Below are 24820 nucleotides of genomic sequence, written 5' to 3' on the forward strand. Positions count from 1 at the left end.
GCGCCTGCTCGTTTCCAAGGAGGCACTTGATGAGCAACGATCCCTTTACCCTTGATATATTCGGCAATAACGCGCTTTCGTCAGGTCTTGGACTTGGCGTCACAGCCTTTGCCAGCTTCGCGCCCGAGGCCGCCAACGACGACGATCCGGATCCACCCCCGCCGGCGCCCGCCCCGGCGATGCGGCCTTCTAATGCTGTAGCCAGTGGTACCCGCAAACAGGGCAACCCCAAGAACTTTTACTTCGAGGACGGCGAGGACCGCGGTCTGGCCGCCTCGTGGAAGGAGCGCGCCCGGATCAACGTCGCTGCCATCCTGTCGGCCAACGAACTCGAAAAGCTCGACGTTCCAGCAACACGCGACCAGCAGAGGCGCCTGATCCGCTTCACCGGCTTCGGCGCGTCCGAACTGGCAAATGGCATGTTCCGACGCCCGGGAGAGGTGGAGTTTCGCGAAGGCTGGGACAATCTCGGCGCGTCGTTGGAAACCGCCGTGTCGCATGGCGATTACGGCAGCCTGTCGCGTTGCACCCAATATGCCCATTTTACCCCGGAGTTCATTATTCGGGCGATCTGGGCGGGCCTGCAGCGCATGGGCTGGCGCGGCGGCCGGGTGCTGGAACCGGGCATTGGCACGGGGCTGTTTCCGGCACTGATGCCGGAAGTCTATCGCGATACCGCTTACGTGACCGGCGTCGAGCTTGATCCGGTCACGGCGCGTATCGTCCGGCTCCTTCAGCCCAAGGCGCGGATCATCATCGGCGATTTCGCCCGCACCGATTTGACGCCGATCTTCGATCTTGCGATCGGCAACCCTCCCTTCTCCGATCGATCCGTTCGCTCGGACCGAGCCTATCGGGCGCTCGGCCTTCGCCTGCACGACTATTTCATCGCCCGGTCGATCGACCTGTTGAAGCCCGGCGCTCTCGCCGCCTTCGTCACCAGCTCCGGGACAATGGATAAGGCTGACACGACCGCGCGCGAGTACATCGCCAGGTCCTCGGATCTGATCGCGGCGATCCGCCTGCCCGGAGGCAGTTTCCGGCGCGACGCCGGCACCGATGTCGTGGTCGATATCCTGTTCTTCCGCAAGCGCAAGGCCGGCGAGCCCGAGGGCGATCAGACCTGGCTCGACGTCGACGAGGTCCGTCCTTCCACCGAGGATGAAGGCGCAATTCGCGTTAATCGCTGGTTCGCGCGGCATCCCGACTTCGTCCTTGGCGACCATGCCCTGACCTCCGGCCCCTTTGGCGAAACCTACACCTGCCGCCCGCGCACCGGCGTCGATCTCGAAACAGCGCTGAATGCCGCCATCTCCCTTCTTCCGGAAGACCTTTATGATGGCGAACCGACGGCAATCGACATCGATCTGGTGGATGAACTCGGCGACATCGTCAATCTTCGCCCTAATGGTTCGAAAGTCCGCGAGGGCAGCTTCTTCGTCGATACCAGGCACGGGCTGATGCAGATGGTCGACGGCTCTCCGGTTCCGATCAAGGTCCGCAAAAGCCGTTCTGCCGACGGTGTGCCGGAAAAACATGCCCGGATCATCACCAAGCTTATCCCGATCCGCGACGCGGTGCGTGAAGTGCTGAAAGCCCAGGAGCAGGACCGGCCTTGGAAGGATCATCAGGTGCGGCTGCGCATCGCCTGGTCCTCCTTCGTGCGCGACTTCGGGCCGATCAACCATACCTCGGTGTCGATCTCCGAAGACGACCAGACTGGCGAGGTCCGCGAGATCCATCGCCGGCCGAACCTGCAGCCATTCCTCGACGATCCCGATTGCTGGCTGGTTGCCTCCATCGAAGACTATGATCTCGAAACGGACACGGCCAAACCCGGCCCGATCTTTTCCGTACGGGTGATCTCGCCTCCGGCGCCCCCCGTCATCACCAGCGCCGCCGATGCGCTCGCCGTGGTTCTGAACGAGAGCGGCCGCGTCGATATCGACCATATCGCCGAGCTCCTGCATCGAGACGTGCACGGTGTGATTGCCGACCTGGGTGATGCCGTCTTTATCAATCCTGCCGATGGCGCGTGGCAAACCTCCGATGCCTACCTTTCGGGTCCGGTCCGCACGAAGCTCGTTGAGGCGCAGGCAGCAGCGGACCTCGATCCGGCATTCCAGCGCAATGTCCGGGCGCTACAGGAGGTGCAGCCTGCCGATCTGCGACCATTCGACATCACCGCCCGTCTCGGTGCGCCGTGGATCCCGGCCTCCGATGTCGTTGCCTTCGTCAACGACATGATGGGGGCGGAAATCCGCATCCATCACATGCCGGAACTCGGCTCTTGGACAGTCGAGGCACGGCAACTCGGTTACACCGGCGCCGGCACGTCGGAATGGGGCACCAGCCGGCGTCATGCCGGCGAGTTGCTGGCTGACGCCCTGAACTCTCGCGTGCCGCAGATCTTCGACACCTTCAAGGATGAGGGCGGCGAGCGCCGGGTGCTGAACGTCGTCGATACCGAAGCCGCCCGCGACAAGCTGCAGAAGATCAAGCAAGCCTTCCAGACATGGGTCTGGACCGATCCCGATCGTACCGACCGCCTGGCACGCGATTATAATGACCGGTTCAACAACATCGCCCCGCGCAAGTTCGACGGATCGCATCTGCAGTTGCCAGGAGCATCGGACGCTTTCGTTCTTTACGGCCACCAGAAGCGCGGCATATGGCGGATCATCTCGTCGGGTTCAACCTATCTTGCCCATGCCGTTGGCGCCGGCAAGACGATGACGATGGCGGCCGCGATCATGGAGCAGCGACGGCTCGGCCTGATGGCCAAGGCGATGCTGGTCGTTCCCGGCCATTGCCTGGCGCAGGCGGCGCGCGAGTTCCTGGCGCTCTATCCATCGGCCAACATCCTGGTCGCCGACGAGACCAACTTCACCAAGGACAAGCGCGCCCGGTTCCTCAGCCGTGCCGCGACCGCGGTCTGGGATGCTATCATCATCACCCATTCGGCCTTCAAGTTCATCGGCGTGCCCTCGGCCTTCGAGCAACAGATGATCCACGACGAGCTGCAACTCTATGAAGAGCTGCTGACGAGGGTCGAGAGCGACGACCGCGTCTCGCGCAAGCGGCTGGAACGGCTGAAGGAGGGACTGGAGGAACGTCTGCAGGGCCTTTCGACCCGCAAGGACGACCTACTGACCATCTCGGAAATCGGCGTCGACCAGATCGTCGTCGATGAGGCGCAGGAGTTTCGCAAGCTCTCCTTCGCCACCAACATGTCGACGCTCAAGGGTATCGATCCGAATGGATCGCAGAAGGCCTGGGACCTTTACGTGAAGTCCCGCTACATCGAGACAAAGAATCCAGGTCGGGCGCTGGTATTGGCCTCCGGCACCCCTATCACGAACACACTGGGCGAGATGTTCTCCATTCAGCGGCTGCTCGGCTACCAGGCCCTGCACGAACGCGGGCTGCATGAGTTCGACGCCTGGGCCTCGAACTTCGGCGACGAGAAGACCGAGCTGGAGCTTCAGCCCTCGGGCAAATACAAGCCCGTCAGCCGCTTTGCGAGCTTCGTCAACGTGCCCGAGCTCATTGCCATGTTCCGTGCCTTCGCCGACGTGGTGATGCCGGAGGATTTGCGCCAGTATGTCAAGGTGCCTGACATTGCCACCGGCAAGCGGCAGATACTCACCGCCGCACCGACGCCGGCATTCAAGACCTATCAGCGGATCCTTGAAGCCCGCATTAAGGCGATCGAGGAGCGCGATCGTCCACCGGAGCCCGGCGACGACATCCTTCTGTCCGTCATCACGGATGGTCGGCATGCCGCAATCGATCTGCGGCTGGTCATGCCGGCGATGGACGACGAGCCGGAGAACAAGCTCAATCTCTTGGTGCGCAATGCCCATCGCATATGGAAGGAGACGGAGGAGAACACCTATGTCCGCCCGGACGGCAAGCCGTTCGAGCTTTCCGGCGCCGCGCAGATGATCTTCTCCGATCTCGGCACGATCAATGTTGAGAAGACGCGCGGCTTCTCGGCCTATCGCTGGATCCGCGATGAGCTAATCCGAATGGGCGTGCCGGCTCCGGAAATCGCCTTCATGCAGGACTTCAAGAAAACCGAGGCCAAGCAGCGCCTGTTCGGTGATATCAGGGCCGGAAAGGTCCGCTTCCTGATTGGCAGTTCCGAGACGATGGGCACCGGCGTCAACGCCCAGCTTCGCCTGAAGGCACTCCATCACCTCGACGTGCCGTGGCTGCCGTCACAGATCGAGCAGCGGGAGGGACGCATTGTGCGCCAGGGAAACCAGCATGACGAGGTCGATATTTATGCTTATGCCACGCAAAGCTCTCTCGACGCGACCATGTGGCAGAACAACGAGCGCAAGGCGCGCTTTATCGCGGCCGCGCTCAGCGGTGACACATCGATCCGGCGGCTTGAAGACCTGAACGAAGGCCAGGCAAACCAGTTTGCGATGGCCAAGGCGATTGCCTCGGGCGACGAACGCCTGATGCAGAAGGCGGGTCTCGAAGCCGACATTGCCCGTCTCGAGCGCCTGCGCGCCGCCCACGACGACGATCTGTTTGCCGTCCGCCGGCAGATTCGCGACGCTGAGCGCGAGATCGAAACGGCAACGCGGCGGATCGGTGAGATCGGCCAGGACATCGGGCGGCTTATTCCGACCGGTGGCGACACCTTCAACATGGACGTGATTGGCCAGCCCCTTCAAGAGCGGAAGGATGCCGGCCGGGCGCTGATGAAGGAAATCCTCACACTCGTCCAACTGCAGCAAGAGGGTGAGGTTCATATTGCCAGCATTGGCGGCTTCGATCTCATCTATTCCGGTGAAAAGTTCGGTCGCAGTGACAGTTACCATTACCAGACGCTGCTTCAGCGCACTGGCGCCGATTATGAGATCGAATTGCCGGTCACCGTCACGCCGCTCGGCGCGATCTCCCGCGTCGAGCATGCCCTCGACGGGTTTGACGAGGAGCGTGAGCGTTATCGCCAACGCTTGAACGAGTATCGCCACCGTCTGGTGTCTTATCAATCGCGGCAGAGCGGTTCGTTTGCCTTCACCGATGAACTGGCTCAAAAGCGCGAGGCATTGAGTGATGTCGAAGAGGCGCTGGCAAGGTCGGCGCGGGGAGACCCAGAAGCAGAGGCTGCAGCGGCTTAGATGGTCTGGCCCGACGGGTCGTGGCTATTCCGCTCGTCGAGGTCAAGCTAACCAAGAAATCGACTTTTCGCACCGAAGTGACCAGTCTGCTTGCGGAGCGTTCATGAAGCATGGATCCTTGCGTGCGCAAAAAATCTGAGCATCCGCCTTGACCGCGAGCGTCCCGCATTCAATTTCTAAGCCGAACAATACGATTGCAGGACGGATGCCATTTTTTCTTGTTACCCATACTTCGCTCTTGGAGGCAGACGATGAACAGGCTGCCGCTCATGAGGCAGTCAACACGATTCGCAGAGGCCAGGAAGTGACCGTCATCGTCAAATCCGACGAGGAGACCGCCCTGCTTGTCACAGTCGAGGCCAAGGTCCATTCGCGAGAACGTGATACGCGGGTTGCGATGAAGAATAATGATCAAGTCTGAACTCATCGATATTATAGCGAAGCGCAATCCACTCTCTATCGTCAAGATGTAGAGCGACTTTTCGATGCTGTACTCGAAGACATCGCTGCCGCTATTGAACAGAGGAACCGCATGGAATTGCGAAGTTTCAGGGCATTTCTTGTGCGCCAGCGTCCTGCGCGCTCGGGCAGAACGCTAAGGCTGTCTTCGTAGAGGAGAAGTGGCCCCGCTCTTCCGAGCCGGCAAAGAGAATAAGAAGCGCCTGAACGCTGAAAAAATATGTTCTGCAGATAGTGAGGAGTGACTATTGGGTGTTGAATATTCAAGACACGGATTTTGTGAGATTCTTCCTCCCGACATGCGCGCCCAGATCGAAATGATGGCGCCGGAGTTCCTCGCCGAAACATGGCCGGTGCGGTTCGTTGCGCTCATGTCGATGCTTGAGGACATGGCGGGCCAAGTGACGGAGGACAATCAACCGTTTATCGTCAACGACTGGGTGATCGTCGTCACAGGACTGTTGGAGCATTTGCCGCGCGATCTGGAATCGCCGGAGTGTCTGGCTCTGATGCGAGTCAGCGTACTTGAACGGTTTCGACAAAGCGCGATGCGGAACTCATGCGACCTGACGCGGCAGATGGAGCTGTTGCGGCGCGAGTATCCGCAATGGCCGAACGTCGAGGATCTGTTGCGGAATTATGAAACCTGGGCTGCGAAACAATCGCTCGTGAAGCCCCATTAAGACAGACAGAGACAGAGATGCGCACAGGCACGGTCAAGTGGTTTGACGCCGCAAAACGTTATGGATTCATCGCTCCCGATGATGGCGGCCCGGACATCTTCCTTCATTTAAGCAACATAGCCGACCCGGCCTGTCCAGTGCCGCTACCAGGCTTGCGGCTACAATTCTTCGTGGGCCAGCAAGGCAAAAAGCCAACCGCCAAAGAGGTGCGCGCTCTTCCGCCGGCTGAGGTCATTCGCCGGACCGGCACCTCCACTAAAGATGCTGTTTCGGACTTCAACGACGCGTTTGAGAAGGAATGGGGCCTTAGGCCGACTTGAGCCCAAGGGTACGACCACGATGCGTGGCGATTGCCCGCGCGTCTTCATCGTCATAAATGAGTTCGTACATCGTCACGCCAAGCGCGATCGAAATACGGGTGATGGTGTCAGTCGTCGGATTGGCGCGACCGGACAGAATGGCCAGGAAAGCTGGCGGCGTCATGCCGCAAAGTCTGGCGAAGTCAACCTTGGTCATCCTCCGCTTGGCCCTTTCTCGTTCCATCACGATTGAAAGGTTACGCACCACGAACTCGCAGAGCTCGGTTGGCGCTTTCTGCTTTTGATATGCCATGGTGCAAACTATAATTATTTTTCTGGCGAGGAAAAGACGGGAAGGAAGAAAGAAAACCCCTCTCGCAGATCGCCCAACCTGGTGACGCTGTCGCTCAACCGCCCCCTCCTCAACCCTGCCCGCCGTTCTCGCAAGGCTCCGCCCCGCTCGCCCTGACGGCCAGGGCCGCTCGGGCGCAGTTGCACCGGCCCGTCCGCTCTGCGGTCCGGGAAGTGTCTTCGGAAAGAACTGAAGACAGACAAGAGCTGGCATAGCGCCGGCTTGGCAATCCCGGAAGGAGCAACATCATGCAGATCCTCAAACTCGATCCCCGAGCGCTCAAGGACAATCCCGACGACACCCGCCGCTCGAAGTCGTCTCCGCAGTCCGACGCGCTGCTGCTTGCGACAGTGAAAGCGGTCGGTATCATCCAGCCGCCGGTCATCTCGCCGGAAGTCGACGGCGGCAATGGCTACATCATCCAGGCAGGCCACCGCCGCGTGAAGCAGGCGATTGCCGCAGGACTTGAAGAAATCACCGTCCTCGTCGTCGAGGCGGCGAACGACAATGGCGCCATGCGCTCGATGATCGAGAACATTGCCCGGGAACCGCTCAATCCCGTCGACCAATGGCGCGGCATCGAACGGCTCGTCGCTCTCGGCTGGACCGAGGAAGCCATCGGCGTGGCGCTTGCACTGCCTGTGCGCCAGATCAGGAAGCTTCGGCTTCTCGCTAACGTGCTTCCGGCCGCCCTCGACCATATGGCACTCGGCGATATGCCGAACGAGCAACAACTGCGGACGATCGCCGCCGCCTCGCTCGACGAGCAGAAGGAGGTCTGGAAGGCGCATAGGCCGAAGAAGACCGAGCGCGCCGACTGGTACAACATCTCGCGGGCGCTTTCCAAGACCCGCATGTTCGCCAAGGATGCGAGCTTCGGAGATGATCTCGCGACCGCCTATGGCATCGAATGGCTCGAGGATCTGTTCGCGCCGGCCGACCAGGACAGTCGCTACACGACCAATGTCGAGGCGTTCCTCGGCGCGCAGCAGGAATGGATGACCAACAACCTTCCCAAGAAGGGCGCCATCATCGAGGTCAATAACTGGGGCCAGCCGGAGCTGCCGAAGAGGGCTGAGCGCATCTACGGAAAGCCGTCAAAGTCCGACAATGTCGGCATGTATCTCGACCGTGACGGCAAGGTACAGTCGGTTGCTTACCGGATGCCCGAGGAGAAGAAGAAAGGTAGAGGTGACGCAGCGACGGCGGGCGGTCTGCCCGAGACTGACGACGCAATCGTCGATACGCCGAAGTCCCGCCCGGACGTGACGCAGAAGGGCCAGGACATGATCGGCGACTTCCGCACCGATGCCCTGCACGAGGCCCTCGGTCGCACCCCGATCGAGGACGATACGCTGATGGCGTTGCTCGTCCTCGCCTTCGCCGGTCTGAACGTCCGGGTCGATAGCGGCGCCAACGACGCCGTGCTCGGGTCGAAGCGGTTCAAGCGCCATGCCGCCCGGCTGATCGGCGAGGACGGCAAACTCGCCTTTGATGGGGAGACGCTGCGTGTGACCGCGCGCTCGATGCTGATCGACGTGCTGTCGTGCCGGCGGGGCATGTCCAACAGCGGCGTTGTGTCCCGCATCGCCGGTGATGCCATCGGCGCCGACAGCTTCCTAGCCAACATGGGATCGGAAGATTTTCTGCTGTGCTTGTCTCGCCAAGCAATGGAAGCGGCGGCGAAAGAAGCGAACGTCCTTCCCCGTCAGAAGGTGCGGGAAACGCGCGCGGCGCTCGTCGATCACTTCAAGCAGGAACGCTTCGTTCATGCGTCAGCACTCTTCGCAGCCGACCCGCAGGACATCGCCGATCTGATCAAGGCTGGGGAGGTCGTCGAAGATGACGACACCGGCGGCAACGACGCCGAGGGCGACGCCGCGGAAGATGCAGCAGCCGACGAGGCGACGATTGATGAGGATGAAGGCCTCACCGCTCCCGACGCCGAAGGCGACCTTCCGAATCCTTCCGAGGAAGGTTCCGAGGACGGCGATCCGGATGACGAGCAGGACGCATACGGGATCGCCGCGGAGTAGCCGCATCACTCACCTCCCCTCCGAATGAATAGCCGCCGCCCGTGGTCTTCACCGGCGGCGGCTTTGTTTTCCAGCCACTCCAAACCAAGGAGATCATCATGTCCGCACATATCGCTTTTCTGGCCCCGATCGGCTCGATCTTGGCATGGTCTGACGGCCAGCCACGTCCGCCTGAGAGGCATCGCAAGAAACTGTCAGCTTGGAAGACGAACAACAGCAGCGGCCGGCTGATCCGAAGGGCTGATCAACGAGGTGGCGGCGACATAGCCCGTCCGCCCAGCTTCACGCTGCATGAAGGTGATTATGGCGGCGGCGGCATGATCGCGATCCGCGTCCATCGCACGTTTTCGCTGGACACCAGACTGATGTTCACCCTCGTCGAACGCCCGCTGGTCGGCAGTTGCCGCGTCTTCGACCGTCCCGGCGGCTATGCCGAGCTTGTTCACTTCGACGCAAGCCGGCTGGCGGCAGAGCAATGGTTGACCACTCACGGCTATCCCTCGGCAGTGCTGGAGGATGTCACGGCCGATGAAATCGCCGCCGATGTCGTGGAAGGTAGGCCGCGGCATGATTTCTCCCCACAATCGACAGGCGGAATTGCGCCGAATGGAAGACGCCTGCCGGCAAACGCGCCATCAGATCGCGATGATCGAGCGTCAGATTACCGCCAGGATGACCGCGTTGATCCGACGACCTGGCCATCGCAGATCCGGCTATCGCCGTGGCAGGCCGCCGGAACCGAAATCCTTTCTCTGCCGCTACCGTGCCAATCTTGCCGCGATGACCGCAGAGCGTCAGCCGGAGATCGACGCGCTCTCTCGCAAACTCGCGCGTCAGGAGGCTGCAATCGCACCATTGCGCGCACTCTGGTCTGCGGGTCTGATCGAGCCGGACTGCAGGGCGCTGAAACGATCGGAGGTCCTGATTGTCGAACAGCGGCGGGCGGGTTGACGAAGATCTGGTCGCGTAGCTTGCATGACTTCCTTTCCTGCTTCGGCATCCGGGATAAACCCCTTGGCCGTTCTGTCCTTCGGTTTTGTGGCGGTCTAAACCAGCGCCCGTCCGGTTCAAGGCCGCTGTCGCGCCGCGTGGCGGCCGGTCATGCCGCTTGTCGCAAAACACGTACGCGGGCCTCGCAGGGCTTTGGCCCCGCTTGCCCGCGCACCGGCTTTTCTCGATCTGGCCTGCCCGGACCCTGAACCGCCCGGCTTGCGCCGGTTCCTTTCGACCGCACCGAAGGACAGAACGGCCAAGGGGCCGAACGCTTTGGACAAACCGAAAAGGAAGCCATCATGGCAAAGCCCGCAACCTCTCCCCGACAAGCAGCCCGTCCCGCAGCCCGTGTCGTCCAGCTCCGCAAGGGCGCCACCATCGAAATGGTCCGCCTGACATGCCCCGATGAAGCGCAGGCGCTGCGCATCGCCGAAAGCTTCGGAACCGCCATCCTCGACAGCGACGGCATCCGTGCCATGCACGAACGCCTGATCGTCGAGACCGCAACCGGCCTCTCTGATGGCCTTGGCGAACGGGCGATGCAGATCCATCTCCAGCGGATCGTCGGAGCCTATGTCGGATCGGCCCATGGCGCTGGCCAGTTCTACAGCAAAGCCGTCACCGAAGCCCGCGATGCGACCGCCAAGAGTGCATCGGACGCTCGCGACGAGGATCTCGACGGTCCGGTCGGATACGACAGCGCCGCCCAGCGCAAGCGTGAGTTCGCAGCCGACATGGGCATCCAGGCCCATGCGCTCCGGATGGCGGCTGAAGGCGCCGTCGCAGCCTACGAACAGATTGTCGGCGAACAGTGGAAACCTTTCGACCGGCCGGTCGACAATCCCGGCCAGACGCTCGACCGCAAGGCGGCCGAAGCACAGATGGACGCTCTCGGCTGAGATTAATCCGGCGGAGCATCTAGCTCCGCCTTCTCCGTGACATGGCCGCCTCAACGTGAGGCGGCCTCTTTTCGTGTCACGGTCAGAGCGAAGCTCAACGCGAATAAGGAGCAAAAGCGAAAAACGACGGAGCGCGCTATTGCGGCCCCGTCCCGTTCGTCGGTCCTGCAGGAGCCGGTGGCGAGGCGCAACGGCTTCGCCGTCCTCCACTTACGTTTCGGCCGTTCCGGTGCACATGCCCCCTGAACACTCCTGCTTTCGGCCCTCCGCGACGGGGCTGCGATAAGCGCGGCCTCCTGAAACGGAGGTTTGAAAATGAGCAGGAAAACTGCAAACACGCGGACCGACATCTACGCACGCATCACCGACAGGATTGTCGCTGATCTGGAAAAAGGCGTGCGGCCATGGGTGCGGCCGTGGAGCGCGGCCAATTTGTCCGGCCGGGTGAGCCGGCCGCTTCGCCACAACGGACAACCCTATACCGGCCTCAATGTTCTCTTGCTTTGGTCGGAGAGCGTTGCCAGCGGTTTCGCTTCAGTGATGTGGATGACGCTGCGCCAGGCGAATGAACTCGGTGCCCATGTGCGCAAGGGCGAAACCGGTGCCACGGTCGTCTATGCCAGCCGCTTCACCAAGACCGAAACAAATGCGGTCGGCGGGGAGGTCGAGCGCGATATTCCTTTCCTGAAAGCCTACACCGTTTTCAATTGCGATCAGATCGACGGTCTCGCGGATCATTACTACAGTCTCCCAGAGCCGATCATAAAGCCGCTCGAACGTATCGAGCACGCCGATCGCTTCTTCGACAATACCGGTGCTGTCATCCGCTATGGCGGCGACAAGGCCTATTATTCTAGCGTATCCGACCACATTCAGCTACCACGGCCCGAACAATTCCGGGACATGGCCTCTTTCGTTGCCACGAGAGCGCACGAAACCTTGCATTGGGCAGGCGGCCCCGCCCGGCTGAATAGGGACCTCAGCCGCTATCACAAAGATCGCCGCGAGAGGGCATTCGAAGAAATGCTCGTGGAGCTTGGTGCAGCGATGCTGTGCGCCGATCTGGGCATTGTGCCGGAACTGGAGCCCCGGCCCGATCATGCCGCCTATATCCAGAGCTGGGCCGAAATCCTCGGCTCCGACAAGCGGGCGATCTTCAATGCCGCAGCGCACGCGCAGCGCGCTGTCACCTATCTGCATGACCTTCAGCCGGAAGCGACGGCCGGGCAGGAGGCTGCCTGATGCTCCAGATCTCAAATTTTGCCGGGGCGGGTAGATCGTCCCCGATCCGGCTGCGTGCGCTTTCGCTTGGCGCAGGTGTCCAGTCCACCACTATGGCGCTGATGGCAGCGCATGGGGAGATCGGACCCATGCCGGATTGCGCGATATTCGCCGATACCGGTTGGGAGCCGAAAGCCGTCTACGAGCACCTCGAATGGCTGACGTCGCCGAATGTCTTGCCGTTCCCGGTCTATGTTGTATCGGCGGGGAATATTCGTGACAATCTCATGGATGCGGCAGCCGGCAAGCGGTGGGCTTCCATACCGGCATTTGCCAAGACCGTGACGCCAGCTGGGACCGAGCGCGCAGTTCTGGATGAGGACGACGAGGGTGAACTCGTCGAAATCGGCTCTCTCGTGACATCGCGCGAGACGGTATCGATCGGCATGATGCGCCGGGCCTGTACTGCGGACTATAAGATCGTACCGATCCGCAGGAAAGTCCGGGAATTGTTGGGCCTCACGCGCAAACGCTCGCCTGACTATGCGGTCGCGGAGCAGTGGATCGGGATTTCGACAGACGAGGCGAGCCGAATGAAGCCCTCGTTCGAAGACTGGCAGATCAATCGCTGGCCGTTAATCGAACAGCGGATGAGCAGGCGCGATTGCCTCGCTTGGCTGCGCCGACATGATTATCCGGCGCCTCCGAAATCTGCCTGCATCGGATGTCCGTTTCACGACAACCGACGTTGGCGTCACATACGCGACCATGATCCCGAAGCCTGGGCAGACGCGGTGATCGTCGATCGGGCACTGCGGACCGGCATTCGACGCATCCGTGGCGAGGTTTATCTCCATCGCTCATGCGTTCCGCTTGATGCGGCCGACCTGTCAACGGCCGCCGACCATGGCCAACTCGATCTCTGGCCCATCGAATGCGAAGGAATGTGCGGCCTGTGAACGATTGCCGCTTTCCTATCCGCGCACGAGAACTGTCGGACGCGGCGAACTCGGCTCTCTCGTGGATATCCTCACCGACATCCGAAGCGAGACAGGCGTGTCGATCTGGGTGACGCGTGTCATCTACGATTGACCGCGTCCGCGGCAGGCGAAAACGCCTGTCATTTTTCCGGCGTAGTAGGCGAACTTGACGATTGCCCTGATAATCACTCCTTCTGCCACCCCGACGACCGGGACGGAGAGTCTCCGCCTGACGGGCGTGGCGGAGCATCAATCTGGCGTTGGCGCAGGGTGGGGCCAGTGGCATTGCTTCCGTTCTTCCCGATCAGCCACGTGTTGGGTCGAGCGAAGGTGGCGCACCGTGTTCGTCAGCATATGATGGCAGCTTCATGCTCTGTTCGGGCTCCGGTTCAGCCCGACCTTCAGCCGGCGCTGGCCATGATGAGGGACGGGGAGCGCTGGAAAGGGGGCGGGTCGATCGGGTTGAGGTGCGCCGTCACGGCATAGACGAAGGCGGACATTGGCGATGATGGCGGTGTTTTCGGTTGACCGGGAAATAATGGCGATGACGGCCGCCATTCCCGAGAGCCTTTCGGTCTTGTTGGAACCGGGCGCGGCCAACGCGACCTCGATTTGACATGTCTGATCGAAGACCGGCTGCGCCTCGATCGTCCTTCCGCAACAGCCATGCCCCGGTTTTTTCCGCCGCCTTCGGCTTTGCATCGCGAGACAAAAAAGCCGCGTCCCGGCCGTCCGCCACTTCGTTCAGGCCCCTGCGGGGTGCGGCGCGATCGTCCCCGATCCACTCGACAGTCATCGAGGACGCGATGGTCGCGGCCCGATCAAACCGAAAGGATCACGACAATGGCTATCATCGGCGAATTCACCACCAACGGCAACACCATCACCGGCAACGTCCGCACCCTCACCGTCGGCCTGAAGGCCCGCCTTAACCCGATCGAGCGCACCTCCCGCGACGCCCCCGACTTCCGCATCACGGCAGGCGCCGGCGTCGAGATCGGCGCAGGCTGGAACAAGGTCTCCGGCGACGGTGAACCTTACATCTCGGTGACGCTCGATGACCCGAGCTTCAACGCTCCGATCAACGCAGCCCTGTGGCCGGCCGAGGCGGACGGCGACTACACGCTCGTCTGGAACCGCCCGAAGCGGGAAGCCTGATCGAAACACCCGGCCCCGCCCACCAGGCGGGGTCACCCCTGCTGGTGATGAAGATCGGAACGGGCTTCGAGCCCGCACCGATCTCCGGTCACTATGCGGAGAGGTGGGGTCTGCTCAGAGCGATCAATCGTGCCGTGAGAAAATGCCGGCCTCAAGGACTTCACGGCACCTCCCATTTTCAGGAGCCACCCTAAAGGGCGTCACCAGAAAATCGGTTCCTCCGCTCGCCGCCTCCGGCGGTCGCTAGCGCGATCCCTGACCCCGCCATTTCCTCACGCCCCGCCGCGTCATCTTTCTCAAACGTCAAGGAGATGACGATGCTGCTGGAACAACACATTGAAGAACTGCGCGCCGAGATGAACCATTGCCATCCAGACGAACGCCGGCAGATTGCCGCGGAACTGGAACTGGCTCAGGCCGAACTGGCGGTCATCATGGCCGAACAGGACGGGGCCATCGACGCCGTGCCGCCCTTCTGAGGGCGGATATCGCTGGCGGTGTGAGGCCGCCGGCCTCCCATTGCGATGATGTGCAACACATTCACGGTCTCCGTGTCGAGAACGGTCATCGACTATCGGGGATCGTGCATCCCGCGCAGTCAGGCAGCAACCTTTCCCCGCCGGAATTCTCCCCGCCGCAAGCGGCTCCTCGCGGCCCGAAATCCGGCAGTGAAAGGTCCTCCACTGGCGTTGCGGCCTGCCGGTGCAGCCTGCCTTTCCGGTTGCATTTTCTCCCCGCGATAACCGCAATCGACAAGGAGCAACCTCATGAAACGCCTCGCACAATTCCTCAACGCCACAGGCCGCAGGCTCAGCATCCTCGCAAAGGTAATCTGCCAGTTCTTCCGGGGTGGCAAGCTCGCGTTGAAACTCGCGATCAAGATCCCGTTCTTCGTCGAGATCGAGATCAGCTTCGAGCGTGACGGCAGGCCGCGCCGATGACGCACTGAAGGGAGCCGCTTCGGCGGCTCCCTTGCCTGTTCCGCCCGTCCTGCTGAGGGTTATTTGTTCAGCGTATCCTTCAGTGCCTTCGCAGGCTGGAAGGTCAGCTTCTTCGCAGCAGCAACCTTGATCGTTGCGCCAGTGGCCGGATTACGAGCCTCGCGCTCCGGGGTATCCTTGATTTTAAACTTGCCGAAGCCGGGGATCGACGTTTCCGCGCCGGACGTGGCAGCCGCCGTGATCGATGCGAACACGGCCTCGACGATCGTCTTGGCCTGTGCTTTGGTCAGGCCCTGTTCGGAAGCGATCTTGTCAGCGATTTCATTGGTTGTGGTCATGATGGTTTCCTCGTTAAAGACGGAAAACCTTTTCAGCAGATCGCGACGTTGTCATGGGACGTGGAAGGGCGGATGAGGGTGCGTCGGCAGGTTTCCACAGCTTCTTACTGGTCTGTAGCCCGTTTTTCGCTTCTGCAGCACCAGCTCGAGAAAGCGCGAGACAGCATCCTTCTCCGTGCCGAAGACCTCCGTCATCTCCCCACCCGCCACGCCGATGCGTCCCCATGTTCGCACCAGCGCTATTTCCCCGAACAGCGTTGGCTGGATCGCAAGCATATAGTAGCGCGCCATGTTCCTGTTGACGTCGATCCTCTGGCAATAGAGCTGGTAGTGGTAAATACCCATACCGCATGATCGTCGATGTTCATGATACGGTCCAACGACACCTATGAATCGAACAGTCATCGTCGATTCATTTTCTTGATGGAATAGGTGATAGGAATGTTCGGGCGAACCCGGCATCCGCCGGCCGGGTGCTACTCGCTTGAGCTCACGGAGCCCGTAACCGGTCTCCGCCTGCGGTGACGCCCCCTTTCGCTTGGCCGGCTGCACCGGCATACGGTCGCACCCGTTGGGGCCGGTATCTCAGCCAGATTTTGTTGCCGCTTATCAATCGATCGAACACCAGTCGCGCTCCTGTTCGTTCCAGAGCCGGGCAAGGCCTTCTTCAACGAGCGCTTCACCGAGGGAGCGATTGTTGCGCGTCACGGTACGGAGTTTGCGGCCGTAGCGATCTTTCTCGCGCCATCCCGATACCAGCGTGAACCCTCCGGCATTCATGAGGAATAGCAGACGGTCGCGGGCCATTTCGCCCGCATGCTTTTCATCGCGGCAATGGGGTGAGAAGATTTCAGGAGCATCGATATCCGCGATCCGGATCTTGTCGCCTCTGAACCAGAATGTGTCTCCGTCTATAATACAGTTCACCCGAATCGGACCATCGCACAGCGCGAACCGGGCTTCGAACATCTCGATCCTTTCCGGCGGAGCAAATGTCATCGCCTCGGTCGAAGCGCTGCGCGGTGCTAGGAGCTCCCATGGGCGCGAGCGGTTGTCGCCGAACACCCCAATAACGACAGTGGCCACAAGAGCGGATACGAGACCCAAGATTGCCGTTCGAATCGTCATGAGGCCTTCGCGCCTGACGCGGATGGCGCGGTTACGTCGCCCTCTTCTTCCTTCGGTCGGCGAAGAGCTTTAGTCGACCGGATCCTATTAAGGACCGGCGGCAGGAACGGCACATCTTCCCAGCTTACGCTACCTTCGAAGAGTTGATCGGCGTTGCGGTTCCGCCAGCGGACTTCCTCCTCCGTAACGAAGGGCGGGGCGATCTCCGCAAGGGCTGCGAGCGGCGCAAGGACGAGAACGCAAAAGGCGCCGGCGGTCCTGAGGATCATGTCGCCAAGCGGTGGAAGCACGTTGAGCGAACCGATCGCCGCCGTGCCGAGGAACGGGACCGCAATGATGAATACGACCCAGATCATCAGTGGGCCGATCAGCGCGTACCAGACTTTTCTCCAATGTCTCATCGATGTTTTCTCACGTTTGCTTTCAATATATTCAGCGTCGGCGTCATTGCTCTGCGGCGGCAGTCGCCGACGAGGCAGCGGGATGGAACCTGTTCTCCCCGACGCAAGACTTCATGTCGTCACGCCTGAACCAGATGGCGCGTCCGCAGCGCAGCGGCGGATTGCCTGATGTGAACACGATCTGCTCATCGCTGCGCATGCGCAGAACCTCATGCGGCAGGATCAACGGCCGGCGGCTGAGCTGCTTTGAACGCGACCGCGACGATCCCTTCATTCCCGAGGAGCGATTGGTCTGGTCGACCTCCACTGTCGTGTCGCCACAACGCTTCGAGATATAGTCGGCGGTATCGGGATCGTTGATCGCTGAAAACGAAATCCACGAGGCGGACTCGAACCATTTGCTGGTCGCGTCGCGGCCACCGTAAGCCTCGCGCATCTGCCCGAGCGACTGGAAGATCATCGTCAACGTGATGCCATATTTGCGGCCGGCGTCGCGGGCTGTCTCAAGGATGCGCAGGTATCCGAGCCGGGCGACCTCATCGAGCAGGAAGAGGGTGCGATCCTTCACGTCGCCATTGCGGTTATAGATGGCGTTGAGCAGCGAGCCAATGACGACGCGCGCCAGACCGGGATGGGCTTCGAGCACTTTGAGGTCGAGGGCGATAAAGATGTCTACGCCCCCGTCGGCGAGAGCTTCGGTCGAGAAACTGTCGCCCGACACGAGACCGGCATAGTTTGGATAGGAGAGCCAGTGGGTTTCCTTGACGGCATTGGCATAGACACCGGAAAACGTCTCCGGCGTCATGTTGACGAAGACCGAAACATTCTCTTTCACGAAGTCGGATTCCGAGCCCTCGTAAATTTTGGTCAGACGCGCCCGCAGTTTCGGTTCCGGCTCCGACAGGTTGGCGCGGACCTGACGCAAGGTCTGGTCTTCTTCTTCCGTATGCCCCGAGAGGCAGACGTCGGCGATCAGCGCCGTCAGAAGCTGCATGGCCGATGCCCGGAAGAAGTCTTCGCGGGCGGATGCCGTGCGCGGATTGTCGGTCATGATCCAGGTGGCGACGGCGACGATATCCTCTTCCTTGGTATTGCCGTGGCGGCCGATCCAGTCGAGCGCGTTGAAGCCGACACCGCTTGCCGTCGGATCAAGCACTATGACTTTTCGGCCAGCTTGACGCCTGTGCTCACTGACCATCGGCGCGACTTCGCTCGACGGATCGAGCACGACGAGGCCACCACCCCATTTGAGTGCGGTCGGGATCGTCACCGAGGTCGTCTTAAAACCGCCTGAGCCGGCAAAGACGATGCCATGCGACGAGCCGAAGGAGCCGTCGAAGCAGAGCAGCGGCGATTTCCCGCCCACACCCCAGCTTTGTTTCTCATCGGCTCGAAACGGCATGGCGGCGACGCTTTCCTTGTCGACGCGATACAGTTCGCCGATGACGATGCCGCCGGCGTCGGGAAACAGCTTTCTTGCTTCCTGCATTTTCATCCAGTCGGCCTCGCCGTGAACGGCACGCTTACCGCCGATCCGCTTCGGGGCTGTGGTCGCGAAGGCGGCATTACCGCTGATCGCGACACGCAAAGCGAACACGCCGCCCATGAAAGCTATGCCCGCGCCGATCGCGGTCGCGGGATCGACATAGGCAAGCACTGATTGCCCGGCTGGCACGTTCGCGGCGATGCCGGTCAGGCGGATCGCCTCCCGCACGATGGCGATTATTATGGTCACGCCGCTTCCGGCCAGCACGCTCAAGCCGGCCGCCTTGATATTCCCCGAACCGTTGGCAGCGAACAGGGCAATCACGCCGATCGCGGCCGCCGTGACATAGGGCAGGGCGAGACCAGCCCTTTCGAGCAACAGCTTTGCCTGCACGCTCGTGCCGAACGCCGCCAGCCGATGTTCCATTCCGGATGTCATGACCATCGCGGCAAGCATGATCGCTGCCGGCAACGTCAGCAGGAGAAGTCTATTCGCTGTCATTGCCGAAAGCCTCCGCCCCGATGGCCGTCAGTCGCGACTTCTCGCCTTCGTCGCCCTTGATCCGTCTGCTGGCGTCGATCAGCAGGCCAAGCAGCAGCGCCCGCTTTTCGTAACGCAACCCGGCTTTGACGATCAGGCCACCAAGTTCGATCTTTTCGCGCGTGTCCTTTTTCCGCGCCTCTGATGTCATCGCTTTCGACATGCGCTCAAACCTCGCCAGTCCCGCCCGCATCCGCGCCAGCTTGCTGCGTCGAGGACGGATCACTGCCGGTCCGGCTCTCGCCAGCATTTTTCCTTCCGGCCGCAGCACCTTTGCCTCCGCGAAACCGTTTGGCGACCTCCTCCAGGGCTGCCTGAAGCTCGGCCTCTTCAATCTCGATTTCTCCAAGCCCGGCCTTCAGCGCGATGCGGCCGATGCGCTCGGCTTCGCGTGTCTCGGCCTGTTTCAGTTGATCCTGCAATCTGGCGATTTCTTCCCTGATCTTTGATGACGGTTTTTTCATTCCGTTTGCGTCTCCGTGAGATTCTGGCGTTGTATTCGCGACGCAGAATCCTTCCGGATGTCATGAAATGGAATGTGCAGATCTGCACATCGGCAACGCCGATGCTTTGGAGCATCATCCCGGCCGTTCCGAAGGAGCGGCTTCCAAGGGCGCAATTATACGTCGCAATGCGACGCGTTGCTCAGAGGCTGACTGTGGCCTGGCCGCTCCGAACGAACGAGGTTCGAACCGGGAGCTTTTACCGCCGTGGCCATTGCCCACTTCTCAGCCAGCATCGTCAGCCGCGGCTCAGGCCGCAGCGTGGTGCTGTCTGCGGCCTACCGGCACTGCGCCAGGATGGAATACGAACGCGAGGCCCGGACCATCGACTACACCCGCAAACAGGGGCTGCTGCATGAGGAGTTCGTGCTCCCTGCCGATGCCCCGCAATGGGCACGCAGCCTTATTGCAGATCGCTCTGTTTCCAGCGCCGTCGAAGCCTTCTGGAACAGGGTTGAGGCTTTCGAGAAGCGAACCGATGCGCAGCTGGCGCGCGACCTGACGATTGCGCTGCCGCTGGAGCTTTCTCCCGAGCAGAACATCGCGCTGGTGCGGGATTTTGTCGAGAAACACATCCTAGCGAAGGGCATGGTGGCCGACTGGGTTTTCCATGACAATCCCGGCAACCCACACATTCACCTGATGACCACATTGCGGCCGCTAACCGAGGACGGGTTCGGGTCGAAGAAGGTTGCCATCATCGGTGACGATGGTCAGCCGGTCCGCACCAAATCCGGCAAAATCCTCTACGAACTCTGGGCCGGCTCTACAGACGACTTCAATGTGCTTCGCGACGGGTGGTTCGAGCGGCTGAACCATCACCTGGCGCTCGGTGGCATCGATCTCAGGATCGACGGTCGCTCCTACGAAAAGCAGGGGATCGAGCTTGAACCCACCATCCATCTCGGTGTGGGCGCCAAGGCCATCGAGCGCAAGGCGGAGCAACAGGGTGTTCGCCCGGAGCTTGAGCGGATCGAGCTGAACGAGCAACGCCGTTCGGAAAACACCCGCCGTATTCTCCGCAATCCCGGCATCGTGCTGGAGCTGATCACGCGGGAAAAAAGCGTTTTCGATGAACGCGACATTGCGAAAGTCCTGCATCGCTATGTCGACGATCCCACTGTCTTCCAGCAGTTGATGCTGAAAATCATCCTGAACCCGGACGTTCTGCGTTTGCAGCGCGACACGATCGACTTTGCGACCGGAGAGAAAGTGCCAGCGCGCTACTCCACGCGGGCGATGATCCGGCTGGAAGCGACGATGGCGCGCCACGCGATGTGGCTGTCGAACCGGGCGGGGCACGGCGTTTCGGAGGCGGCGCTCGACGCAACGTTCCGAAGGCATCAGCGGCTGTCGGATGAGCAGAAAGTGGCGATCGAGCGGATCGCCGGTCCGGCCCGGATCGCCGCCGTCGTCGGGCGCGCCGGTGCTGGCAAGACGACGATGATGAAGGCGGCACGCGAAGCCTGGGAACTTGCCGGATATCGCGTTGTCGGCGGTGCGTTGGCAGGCAAGGCGGCCGAGGGTCTGGAGAAGGAAGCAGGCATTGTTTCCCGGACGCTGGCTTCCTGGGAACTGCGGTGGGATCGTGGTCGTGACGTGCTCGACAGCAAAACTGTTTTCGTCATGGACGAAGCCGGCATGGTGGCGTCGAAGCAGATGGCGGGGTTCATCGACGCGGTGGTTCGGGCAGGCGCCAAGATCGTTTTGGTCGGCGATCCCGAACAGCTTCAGCCGATCGAGGCGGGCGCCGCCTTCCGCGCCATCGTCGACCGTATCGGTTACGCCGAACTCGAGACGATCTATCGCCAGCGCGAGGACTGGATGCGCAAGGCGTCGCTCGATCTGGCGCGCGGCAATGTGGAGAAGGCGCTGAATGCCTACGGCGCGAACGCGAAGATCACTGGCGAACGGCTGAAGGATGAGGCCGTGACGAGCCTGATCAGGGATTGGAACCACAGCTACGATCCGACGAAGACCACGCTGATCCTCGCGCATCTGCGTCGCGACGTTCGCATGTTGAACGTCATGGCGCGCAAAAAGTTGGTCGAACGCGGCATTGTCGGTGAGGGTCATTTGTTCAAAACGGCTGACGGCATCCGCCAGTTCGACGTGGGAGATCAGATCGTCTTCCTGAAGAACGAGGGTTCGCTCGGCGTCAAGAACGGCATGATCGGCCATGTCGTCGAGGCCGTGCCGAACCGCATCGTTGCTGTCGTCGGCGAGGGCGAGCATCGCCGGCAGATTGTCGTCGAACAGCGATTCTTCAGCAATCTCGATCACGGCTATGCGACGACGATTCACAAGTCTCAGGGCACCACTGTCGACCGAGTGAAAGTGCTGGCGTCGCTCTCGCTCGACCGACATCTCACCTACGTGGCGATGACCCGCCACCGCGAGGATCTGCATCTCTACTACGGGACCCGGTCCTTCGCCTTCAATGGTGGGCTTTCCAAGGTTCTTTCCCGAAGGAACGCCAAGGAGACGACGCTCGACTACGACCGTGGCAAGCTTTATCGCGAGGCGCTGCGCTTCGCTGAAAACCGCGGCCTGCATATTGTCCAGGTGGCGCGCACACTTCTGCGCGACCGGCTCGACTGGACGCTACGCCAGAAGGCCAAACTGACCGATCTCGGCCAGCGCCTTGCCGTTTTCACCGAACGCTTCGGCCTTGCCCAATCCCCCAAAACCCAGACGATGAAGGAGGCCGAACCGATGGTCGCAGGCATCAAGACATTCTCCGACTCTGCTGCCGATACCGTTGGTGACCAGCTCGGCGCCGATCCCGCCCTGAGGCGCCAATGGGAGGAAGTGTCGACGCGCTTCCGCTATGTCTTCGCCGACCCCGAGACTGCCTTCCGGTCGATGAATTTTGATGTGGTTCTCGCGGACAAGCAAGCGGCGAATCAGGTCCTGCAGAAGCTTGAGGCAGAGCCGGCATCCATCGGACCGTTGAACGGCAAGACCGGTATCCTTGCCAGCAAGGCCGATCGGGAAGCGCGCCGCATTGCCGAGGTCAATGCTCCGGCGCTGAAGCGCGATCTCGAGCAATATCTGCGCATGCGCGAAACGGTCGAGCAGAGGCTGCAGACGGACGAGCAGGCATTGCGTCAGCGGGTCTCCATCGACATTCCGGCGCTGTCGCCGGCAGCACGTGTGGTGCTGGAGCGGGTGCGGGATGCGATCGACCGCAACGATTTGCCCGCGGCGATGGCCTATGCGCTGAGCAACCGTGAAACGAAGGTCGAGATCGACGGGTTCAACCAGGCTGTCACCGAACGCTTCGGGGAGCGGACGCTGCTGCCGAATGCAGCGCGTGAGCCGTCCGGCAAGCTCTATGAAAAACTGTCCGAGGGCATGAAGCACGAGCAGAAGGAGCAGTTGAAACGGGCCTGGCCGGTCATGCGCACTGCCCAGCAGCTCGCCGCCCACGAACGCACCGTGCAATCGCTGAAGCTCGCGGAAGAACAGCGTCTTACGCAGCGCCAGACGCCGGTGCTGAAGCAATGAGACGAGGGAGGGTTCTGTGGTTTCTGACGAGCGCCGGCGTCGTCATGTCAGGGTTGGCGGCGACCGCATATATGGGCGGTTATCGCCTGAACCTGACACCGAGCGAGCCGCTCGGGCTCTGGCGCATCGAGGCGCTTCTGCGTCCGGTCGAGGTTGGCGATCTGGTCTTCGTCTGCCCGCCAGTGACTGCTGCATTCGAGAAGGCGGGCGGGCGCGGATATCTGCGTCGCGGGCTATGCGCGGGCGGGTTCGCGCCGCTGATCAAGACCGTTGCGGCGCTGCCCGGCCAGCATGTCGAGATCACCGAACAGGTTGTTATCGATGGCCGAGCTTTGCCTGCTTCCACCGTTCGGGAAACGGACGGTGAGGGCAGGGCGCTCTTGCCCGATCCGGGCGGCGTGGTGCCGCCACACAATCTGTTTCTCCACTCTTCCTTTGCGAGTTCCTATGATAGCCGATATTTTGGCGCGGTTCCGGATTCCGGGCTTCTCGGTCTGGCGCGGCCGATCCTCACCTTCGATCCGTAATCGCGGGGATCACCGCATAGCCAGTGTTCTAAAGCCGATCATGCTGTTGGTCGCTCCGATCGCCTGCAGCTGGATCGGCTGGAGCGGTGAGATGTTTCTTTTGCCCGTCGCTACGGTCTTTCCCGCGCTCTGGGCGATGTCGCCGTCGCGTATGATCGCAGCGCTCGTCGCGGCTGGATATTTCCTCGCCGCCTCGCGTGGTCTGCCACAAGGCGTCGCCAATTTCTATGCCACCGACTTCTGGCCCGGTCTTCTGCTTTGGGTCGCGGCTTCGATGTCGTTTGTCGGGGTGCATGCGGTGTTGTGGACTGCTCATCAAGCAAAGGATGCTAACGGAAGGAGGGGAGCGGATGCGGCGATGGCCTTGCGCTATCTGCTGGCAATGGTGCTGACGGGAGTGCCGCCTTTCGGCATCATCGGCTGGGCGCATCCGCTGACGGCGGCCGGTGCGCTGTTTCCCGGTTGGGGATGGTGGGGATTATTCGCAACGACGGCCGGCCTGCTTGCCATGACGACAAGGTTCTGGCCGGCCGCTGCCATCACGCTCGGAGCGCTCTGGCTCTGGTCCGCCGCAACATGGACGCAAACGAATCTATCGGAAGGGTGGACGGGCGTCGACCTTGAGCTGGGACAAAACCTCGGCCGGGACGGGTCGCTCGCGCATCAGCGTGACCTGATCGCAACGGTGCGCCAGACGATTGCGTCGCATCCGAACACACATGTCGTCGTGCTGCCCGAAAGCGCGCTCGGCTTCTGGACGCCAACGGTTGAACGCTTGTGGCGGGAAGAGTTGCGTGGATCGGACGTGATCGTGGTCGCCGGTGCGGCCGTGATTCAGGCGGAGGGCTACGACAACGTCCTGGTGGCGCTCTCGGCAGACGAGGCCAAAATCCTCTATCGCGAGCGCATGCCGGTTCCGGTTTCGATGTGGCAGCCATGGTTGAGATGGATGGGGGAGGGCGGCGGCGCGCGGGCCGACTTCTTCGGAAATCCCGTCGTTGAGGTCGGGCAAAAGCGGATCGCGCCAATCATTTGCTACGAGCAACTCATCCTCTGGCCCGTCCTGCAGTCGATGCTGCAATCGCCCGATATCATCGTTGCCACCGGCAATGGCTGGTGGACCGATGGCACGTCAATCGTCGCCATTCAAAGAGCCAGTGTGACTGCCTGGGCAAAGCTGTTCGGCGTACCCGTCGTCATGGCCTTCAACTATTAAACAGGAGAA

Annotated in this window: 25 protein-coding genes and 1 pseudogene; 18 read left to right on the forward strand and 8 right to left on the reverse strand. The window is 61.4% G+C overall.

The window, feature by feature from the left end; translation table 11 throughout:
• The first annotated feature begins 29 nt into the window (after positions 1–29).
• The 5 genes from CFBP4996_RS25650 to CFBP4996_RS25670 all read left to right on the forward strand — a co-directional run bounded on the left by CFBP4996_RS25650 (position 30) and on the right by CFBP4996_RS25670 (position 6603).
• The gene (locus CFBP4996_RS25650) at positions 30–5141 is read left to right on the forward strand and encodes a helicase-like domain-containing protein (RefSeq protein WP_080855483.1); all 5112 of its coding nucleotides are present in this window, start codon (positions 30–32) and stop codon (positions 5139–5141) included.
• Between the two features lie 148 nt (positions 5142–5289).
• The gene (locus CFBP4996_RS25655; RefSeq protein ID WP_137396083.1) at positions 5290–5562 is read left to right on the forward strand and encodes a hypothetical protein; all 273 of its coding nucleotides are present in this window, start codon (positions 5290–5292) and stop codon (positions 5560–5562) included.
• 81 nt (positions 5563–5643) lie between these two features.
• The gene (locus CFBP4996_RS29575; protein ID WP_245311037.1) at positions 5644–5754 is read left to right on the forward strand and encodes an HU family DNA-binding protein; all 111 of its coding nucleotides are present in this window, start codon (positions 5644–5646) and stop codon (positions 5752–5754) included.
• Between the two features lie 94 nt (positions 5755–5848).
• Positions 5849–6283, forward strand: a complete 435-nt coding sequence (locus tag CFBP4996_RS25665; protein ID WP_233283453.1) for a hypothetical protein — start codon at positions 5849–5851, stop codon at positions 6281–6283.
• Between the two features lie 17 nt (positions 6284–6300).
• Positions 6301–6603: a cold-shock protein gene (locus tag CFBP4996_RS25670; RefSeq protein WP_080855486.1), complete on the forward strand. Its 303-nt coding sequence runs from the start codon at positions 6301–6303 to the stop codon at positions 6601–6603.
• Here the strand turns inward: CFBP4996_RS25670 and CFBP4996_RS29495 are convergent.
• A complete protein-coding gene (locus CFBP4996_RS29495; protein ID WP_080855487.1) occupies positions 6590–7147 on the reverse strand; it encodes a helix-turn-helix domain-containing protein in 558 nt (185 codons plus the stop codon). The two genes, CFBP4996_RS25670 and CFBP4996_RS29495, sit on opposite strands and share 14 nt — an antisense overlap.
• Positions 7148–7182: 35 nt before the next feature.
• Between CFBP4996_RS29495 and CFBP4996_RS25680 the strand changes: the two genes are divergently transcribed.
• The 10 genes and pseudogenes from CFBP4996_RS25680 (at position 7183) to CFBP4996_RS25725 (ending at position 15162) form a co-directional block, all read left to right on the forward strand.
• Positions 7183–8970 (forward strand): ParB N-terminal domain-containing protein, encoded by a 1788-nt coding sequence (locus tag CFBP4996_RS25680; RefSeq protein ID WP_080855488.1) that lies wholly within the window; start codon positions 7183–7185, stop codon positions 8968–8970.
• A 98-nt stretch (positions 8971–9068) separates the two neighbouring features.
• Positions 9069–9530 (forward strand): annotated as a pseudogene (locus tag CFBP4996_RS25685) (hypothetical protein); the annotation flags it as partial.
• A gap of 7 nt (positions 9531–9537) precedes the next feature.
• A complete protein-coding gene (locus tag CFBP4996_RS25690) occupies positions 9538–9921 on the forward strand; it encodes a hypothetical protein (RefSeq protein ID WP_080855489.1) in 384 nt (127 codons plus the stop codon).
• 341 nt (positions 9922–10262) lie between these two features.
• Positions 10263–10862 carry a hypothetical protein gene (locus tag CFBP4996_RS25695; protein ID WP_080855490.1) on the forward strand — a complete coding sequence of 200 codons (600 nt, stop codon included), beginning with the start codon at positions 10263–10265 and terminating at the stop codon, positions 10860–10862.
• Between the two features lie 315 nt (positions 10863–11177).
• Positions 11178–12104, forward strand: a complete 927-nt coding sequence (locus tag CFBP4996_RS25700; RefSeq protein ID WP_080855491.1) for an ArdC family protein — start codon at positions 11178–11180, stop codon at positions 12102–12104.
• Entirely contained in the window at positions 12104–13042 is a 939-nt protein-coding gene (locus CFBP4996_RS25705) for a hypothetical protein (RefSeq protein ID WP_080855492.1), read from the forward strand. The genes CFBP4996_RS25700 and CFBP4996_RS25705 overlap by 1 nt, the downstream gene beginning before the upstream one ends.
• A 4-nt stretch (positions 13043–13046) precedes the next feature.
• On the forward strand, positions 13047–13175 hold the full coding sequence (locus CFBP4996_RS25710; RefSeq protein WP_272868910.1) for a hypothetical protein: 129 nt from the start codon (positions 13047–13049) through the stop codon (positions 13173–13175).
• A 731-nt stretch (positions 13176–13906) separates the two neighbouring features.
• Positions 13907–14221, forward strand: coding sequence for a DUF736 domain-containing protein (locus tag CFBP4996_RS25715; RefSeq protein WP_080855493.1), 315 nt, complete (start codon positions 13907–13909; stop codon positions 14219–14221).
• 317 nt (positions 14222–14538) lie between these two features.
• Entirely contained in the window at positions 14539–14700 is a 162-nt protein-coding gene (locus CFBP4996_RS25720) for a hypothetical protein (protein ID WP_162936181.1), read from the forward strand.
• A 288-nt stretch (positions 14701–14988) separates the two neighbouring features.
• A complete protein-coding gene (locus CFBP4996_RS25725; protein ID WP_162936182.1) occupies positions 14989–15162 on the forward strand; it encodes a hypothetical protein in 174 nt (57 codons plus the stop codon).
• A gap of 59 nt (positions 15163–15221) precedes the next feature.
• Here CFBP4996_RS25725 and CFBP4996_RS25730 read toward each other — a convergent pair whose 3' ends face one another.
• From CFBP4996_RS25730 to traC, 7 genes are all read right to left on the reverse strand, one after another.
• Complete coding sequence (locus CFBP4996_RS25730; RefSeq protein ID WP_080855494.1) at positions 15222–15500, reverse strand: HU family DNA-binding protein; 279 nt, start codon at positions 15498–15500, stop codon at positions 15222–15224.
• A 51-nt stretch (positions 15501–15551) separates the two neighbouring features.
• Positions 15552–15845 (reverse strand): WGR domain-containing protein, encoded by a 294-nt coding sequence (locus tag CFBP4996_RS25735; protein WP_080855495.1) that lies wholly within the window; start codon positions 15843–15845, stop codon positions 15552–15554.
• 264 nt (positions 15846–16109) lie between these two features.
• Positions 16110–16628: a thermonuclease family protein gene (locus CFBP4996_RS25740; protein WP_245311029.1), complete on the reverse strand. Its 519-nt coding sequence runs from the start codon at positions 16626–16628 to the stop codon at positions 16110–16112.
• On the reverse strand, positions 16625–17029 hold the full coding sequence (locus tag CFBP4996_RS25745; RefSeq protein ID WP_080855496.1) for a hypothetical protein: 405 nt from the start codon (positions 17027–17029) through the stop codon (positions 16625–16627). The genes CFBP4996_RS25740 and CFBP4996_RS25745 overlap by 4 nt, the downstream gene beginning before the upstream one ends.
• A 43-nt stretch (positions 17030–17072) precedes the next feature.
• On the reverse strand, positions 17073–19016 hold the full coding sequence (gene traG, locus CFBP4996_RS25750; RefSeq protein WP_080855497.1) for a Ti-type conjugative transfer system protein TraG: 1944 nt from the start codon (positions 19014–19016) through the stop codon (positions 17073–17075).
• Positions 19003–19218 (reverse strand): type IV conjugative transfer system coupling protein TraD, encoded by a 216-nt coding sequence (gene traD / locus CFBP4996_RS25755; protein WP_162936183.1) that lies wholly within the window; start codon positions 19216–19218, stop codon positions 19003–19005. The genes traG and traD overlap by 14 nt, the downstream gene beginning before the upstream one ends.
• A gap of 4 nt (positions 19219–19222) precedes the next feature.
• Positions 19223–19519, reverse strand: a complete 297-nt coding sequence (gene traC, locus CFBP4996_RS25760; protein WP_080855499.1) for a conjugal transfer protein TraC — start codon at positions 19517–19519, stop codon at positions 19223–19225.
• Positions 19520–19765: 246 nt separating this feature from the next.
• On the opposite strand from traC, the gene traA reads away from it, so the two are divergent.
• From traA to CFBP4996_RS25775, 3 genes are read left to right on the forward strand one after another with little or no spacing between them, the layout of a single operon-like run.
• On the forward strand, positions 19766–23068 hold the full coding sequence (gene traA / locus CFBP4996_RS25765; protein ID WP_080855500.1) for a Ti-type conjugative transfer relaxase TraA: 3303 nt from the start codon (positions 19766–19768) through the stop codon (positions 23066–23068).
• On the forward strand, positions 23065–23595 hold the full coding sequence (gene traF, locus CFBP4996_RS25770) for a conjugative transfer signal peptidase TraF (protein WP_080855501.1): 531 nt from the start codon (positions 23065–23067) through the stop codon (positions 23593–23595). Before traA ends, traF begins: the two co-directional genes overlap by 4 nt.
• A 40-nt stretch (positions 23596–23635) precedes the next feature.
• Complete coding sequence (locus CFBP4996_RS25775) at positions 23636–24811, forward strand: conjugal transfer protein TraB (RefSeq protein ID WP_080855502.1); 1176 nt, start codon at positions 23636–23638, stop codon at positions 24809–24811.
• The last annotated feature ends 9 nt before the right edge of the window (positions 24812–24820 follow it).

This window comes from Agrobacterium leguminum (assembly GCF_005144435.2).
GTDB classification, from domain to species: Bacteria; Pseudomonadota; Alphaproteobacteria; order Rhizobiales; family Rhizobiaceae; genus Agrobacterium; species Agrobacterium leguminum.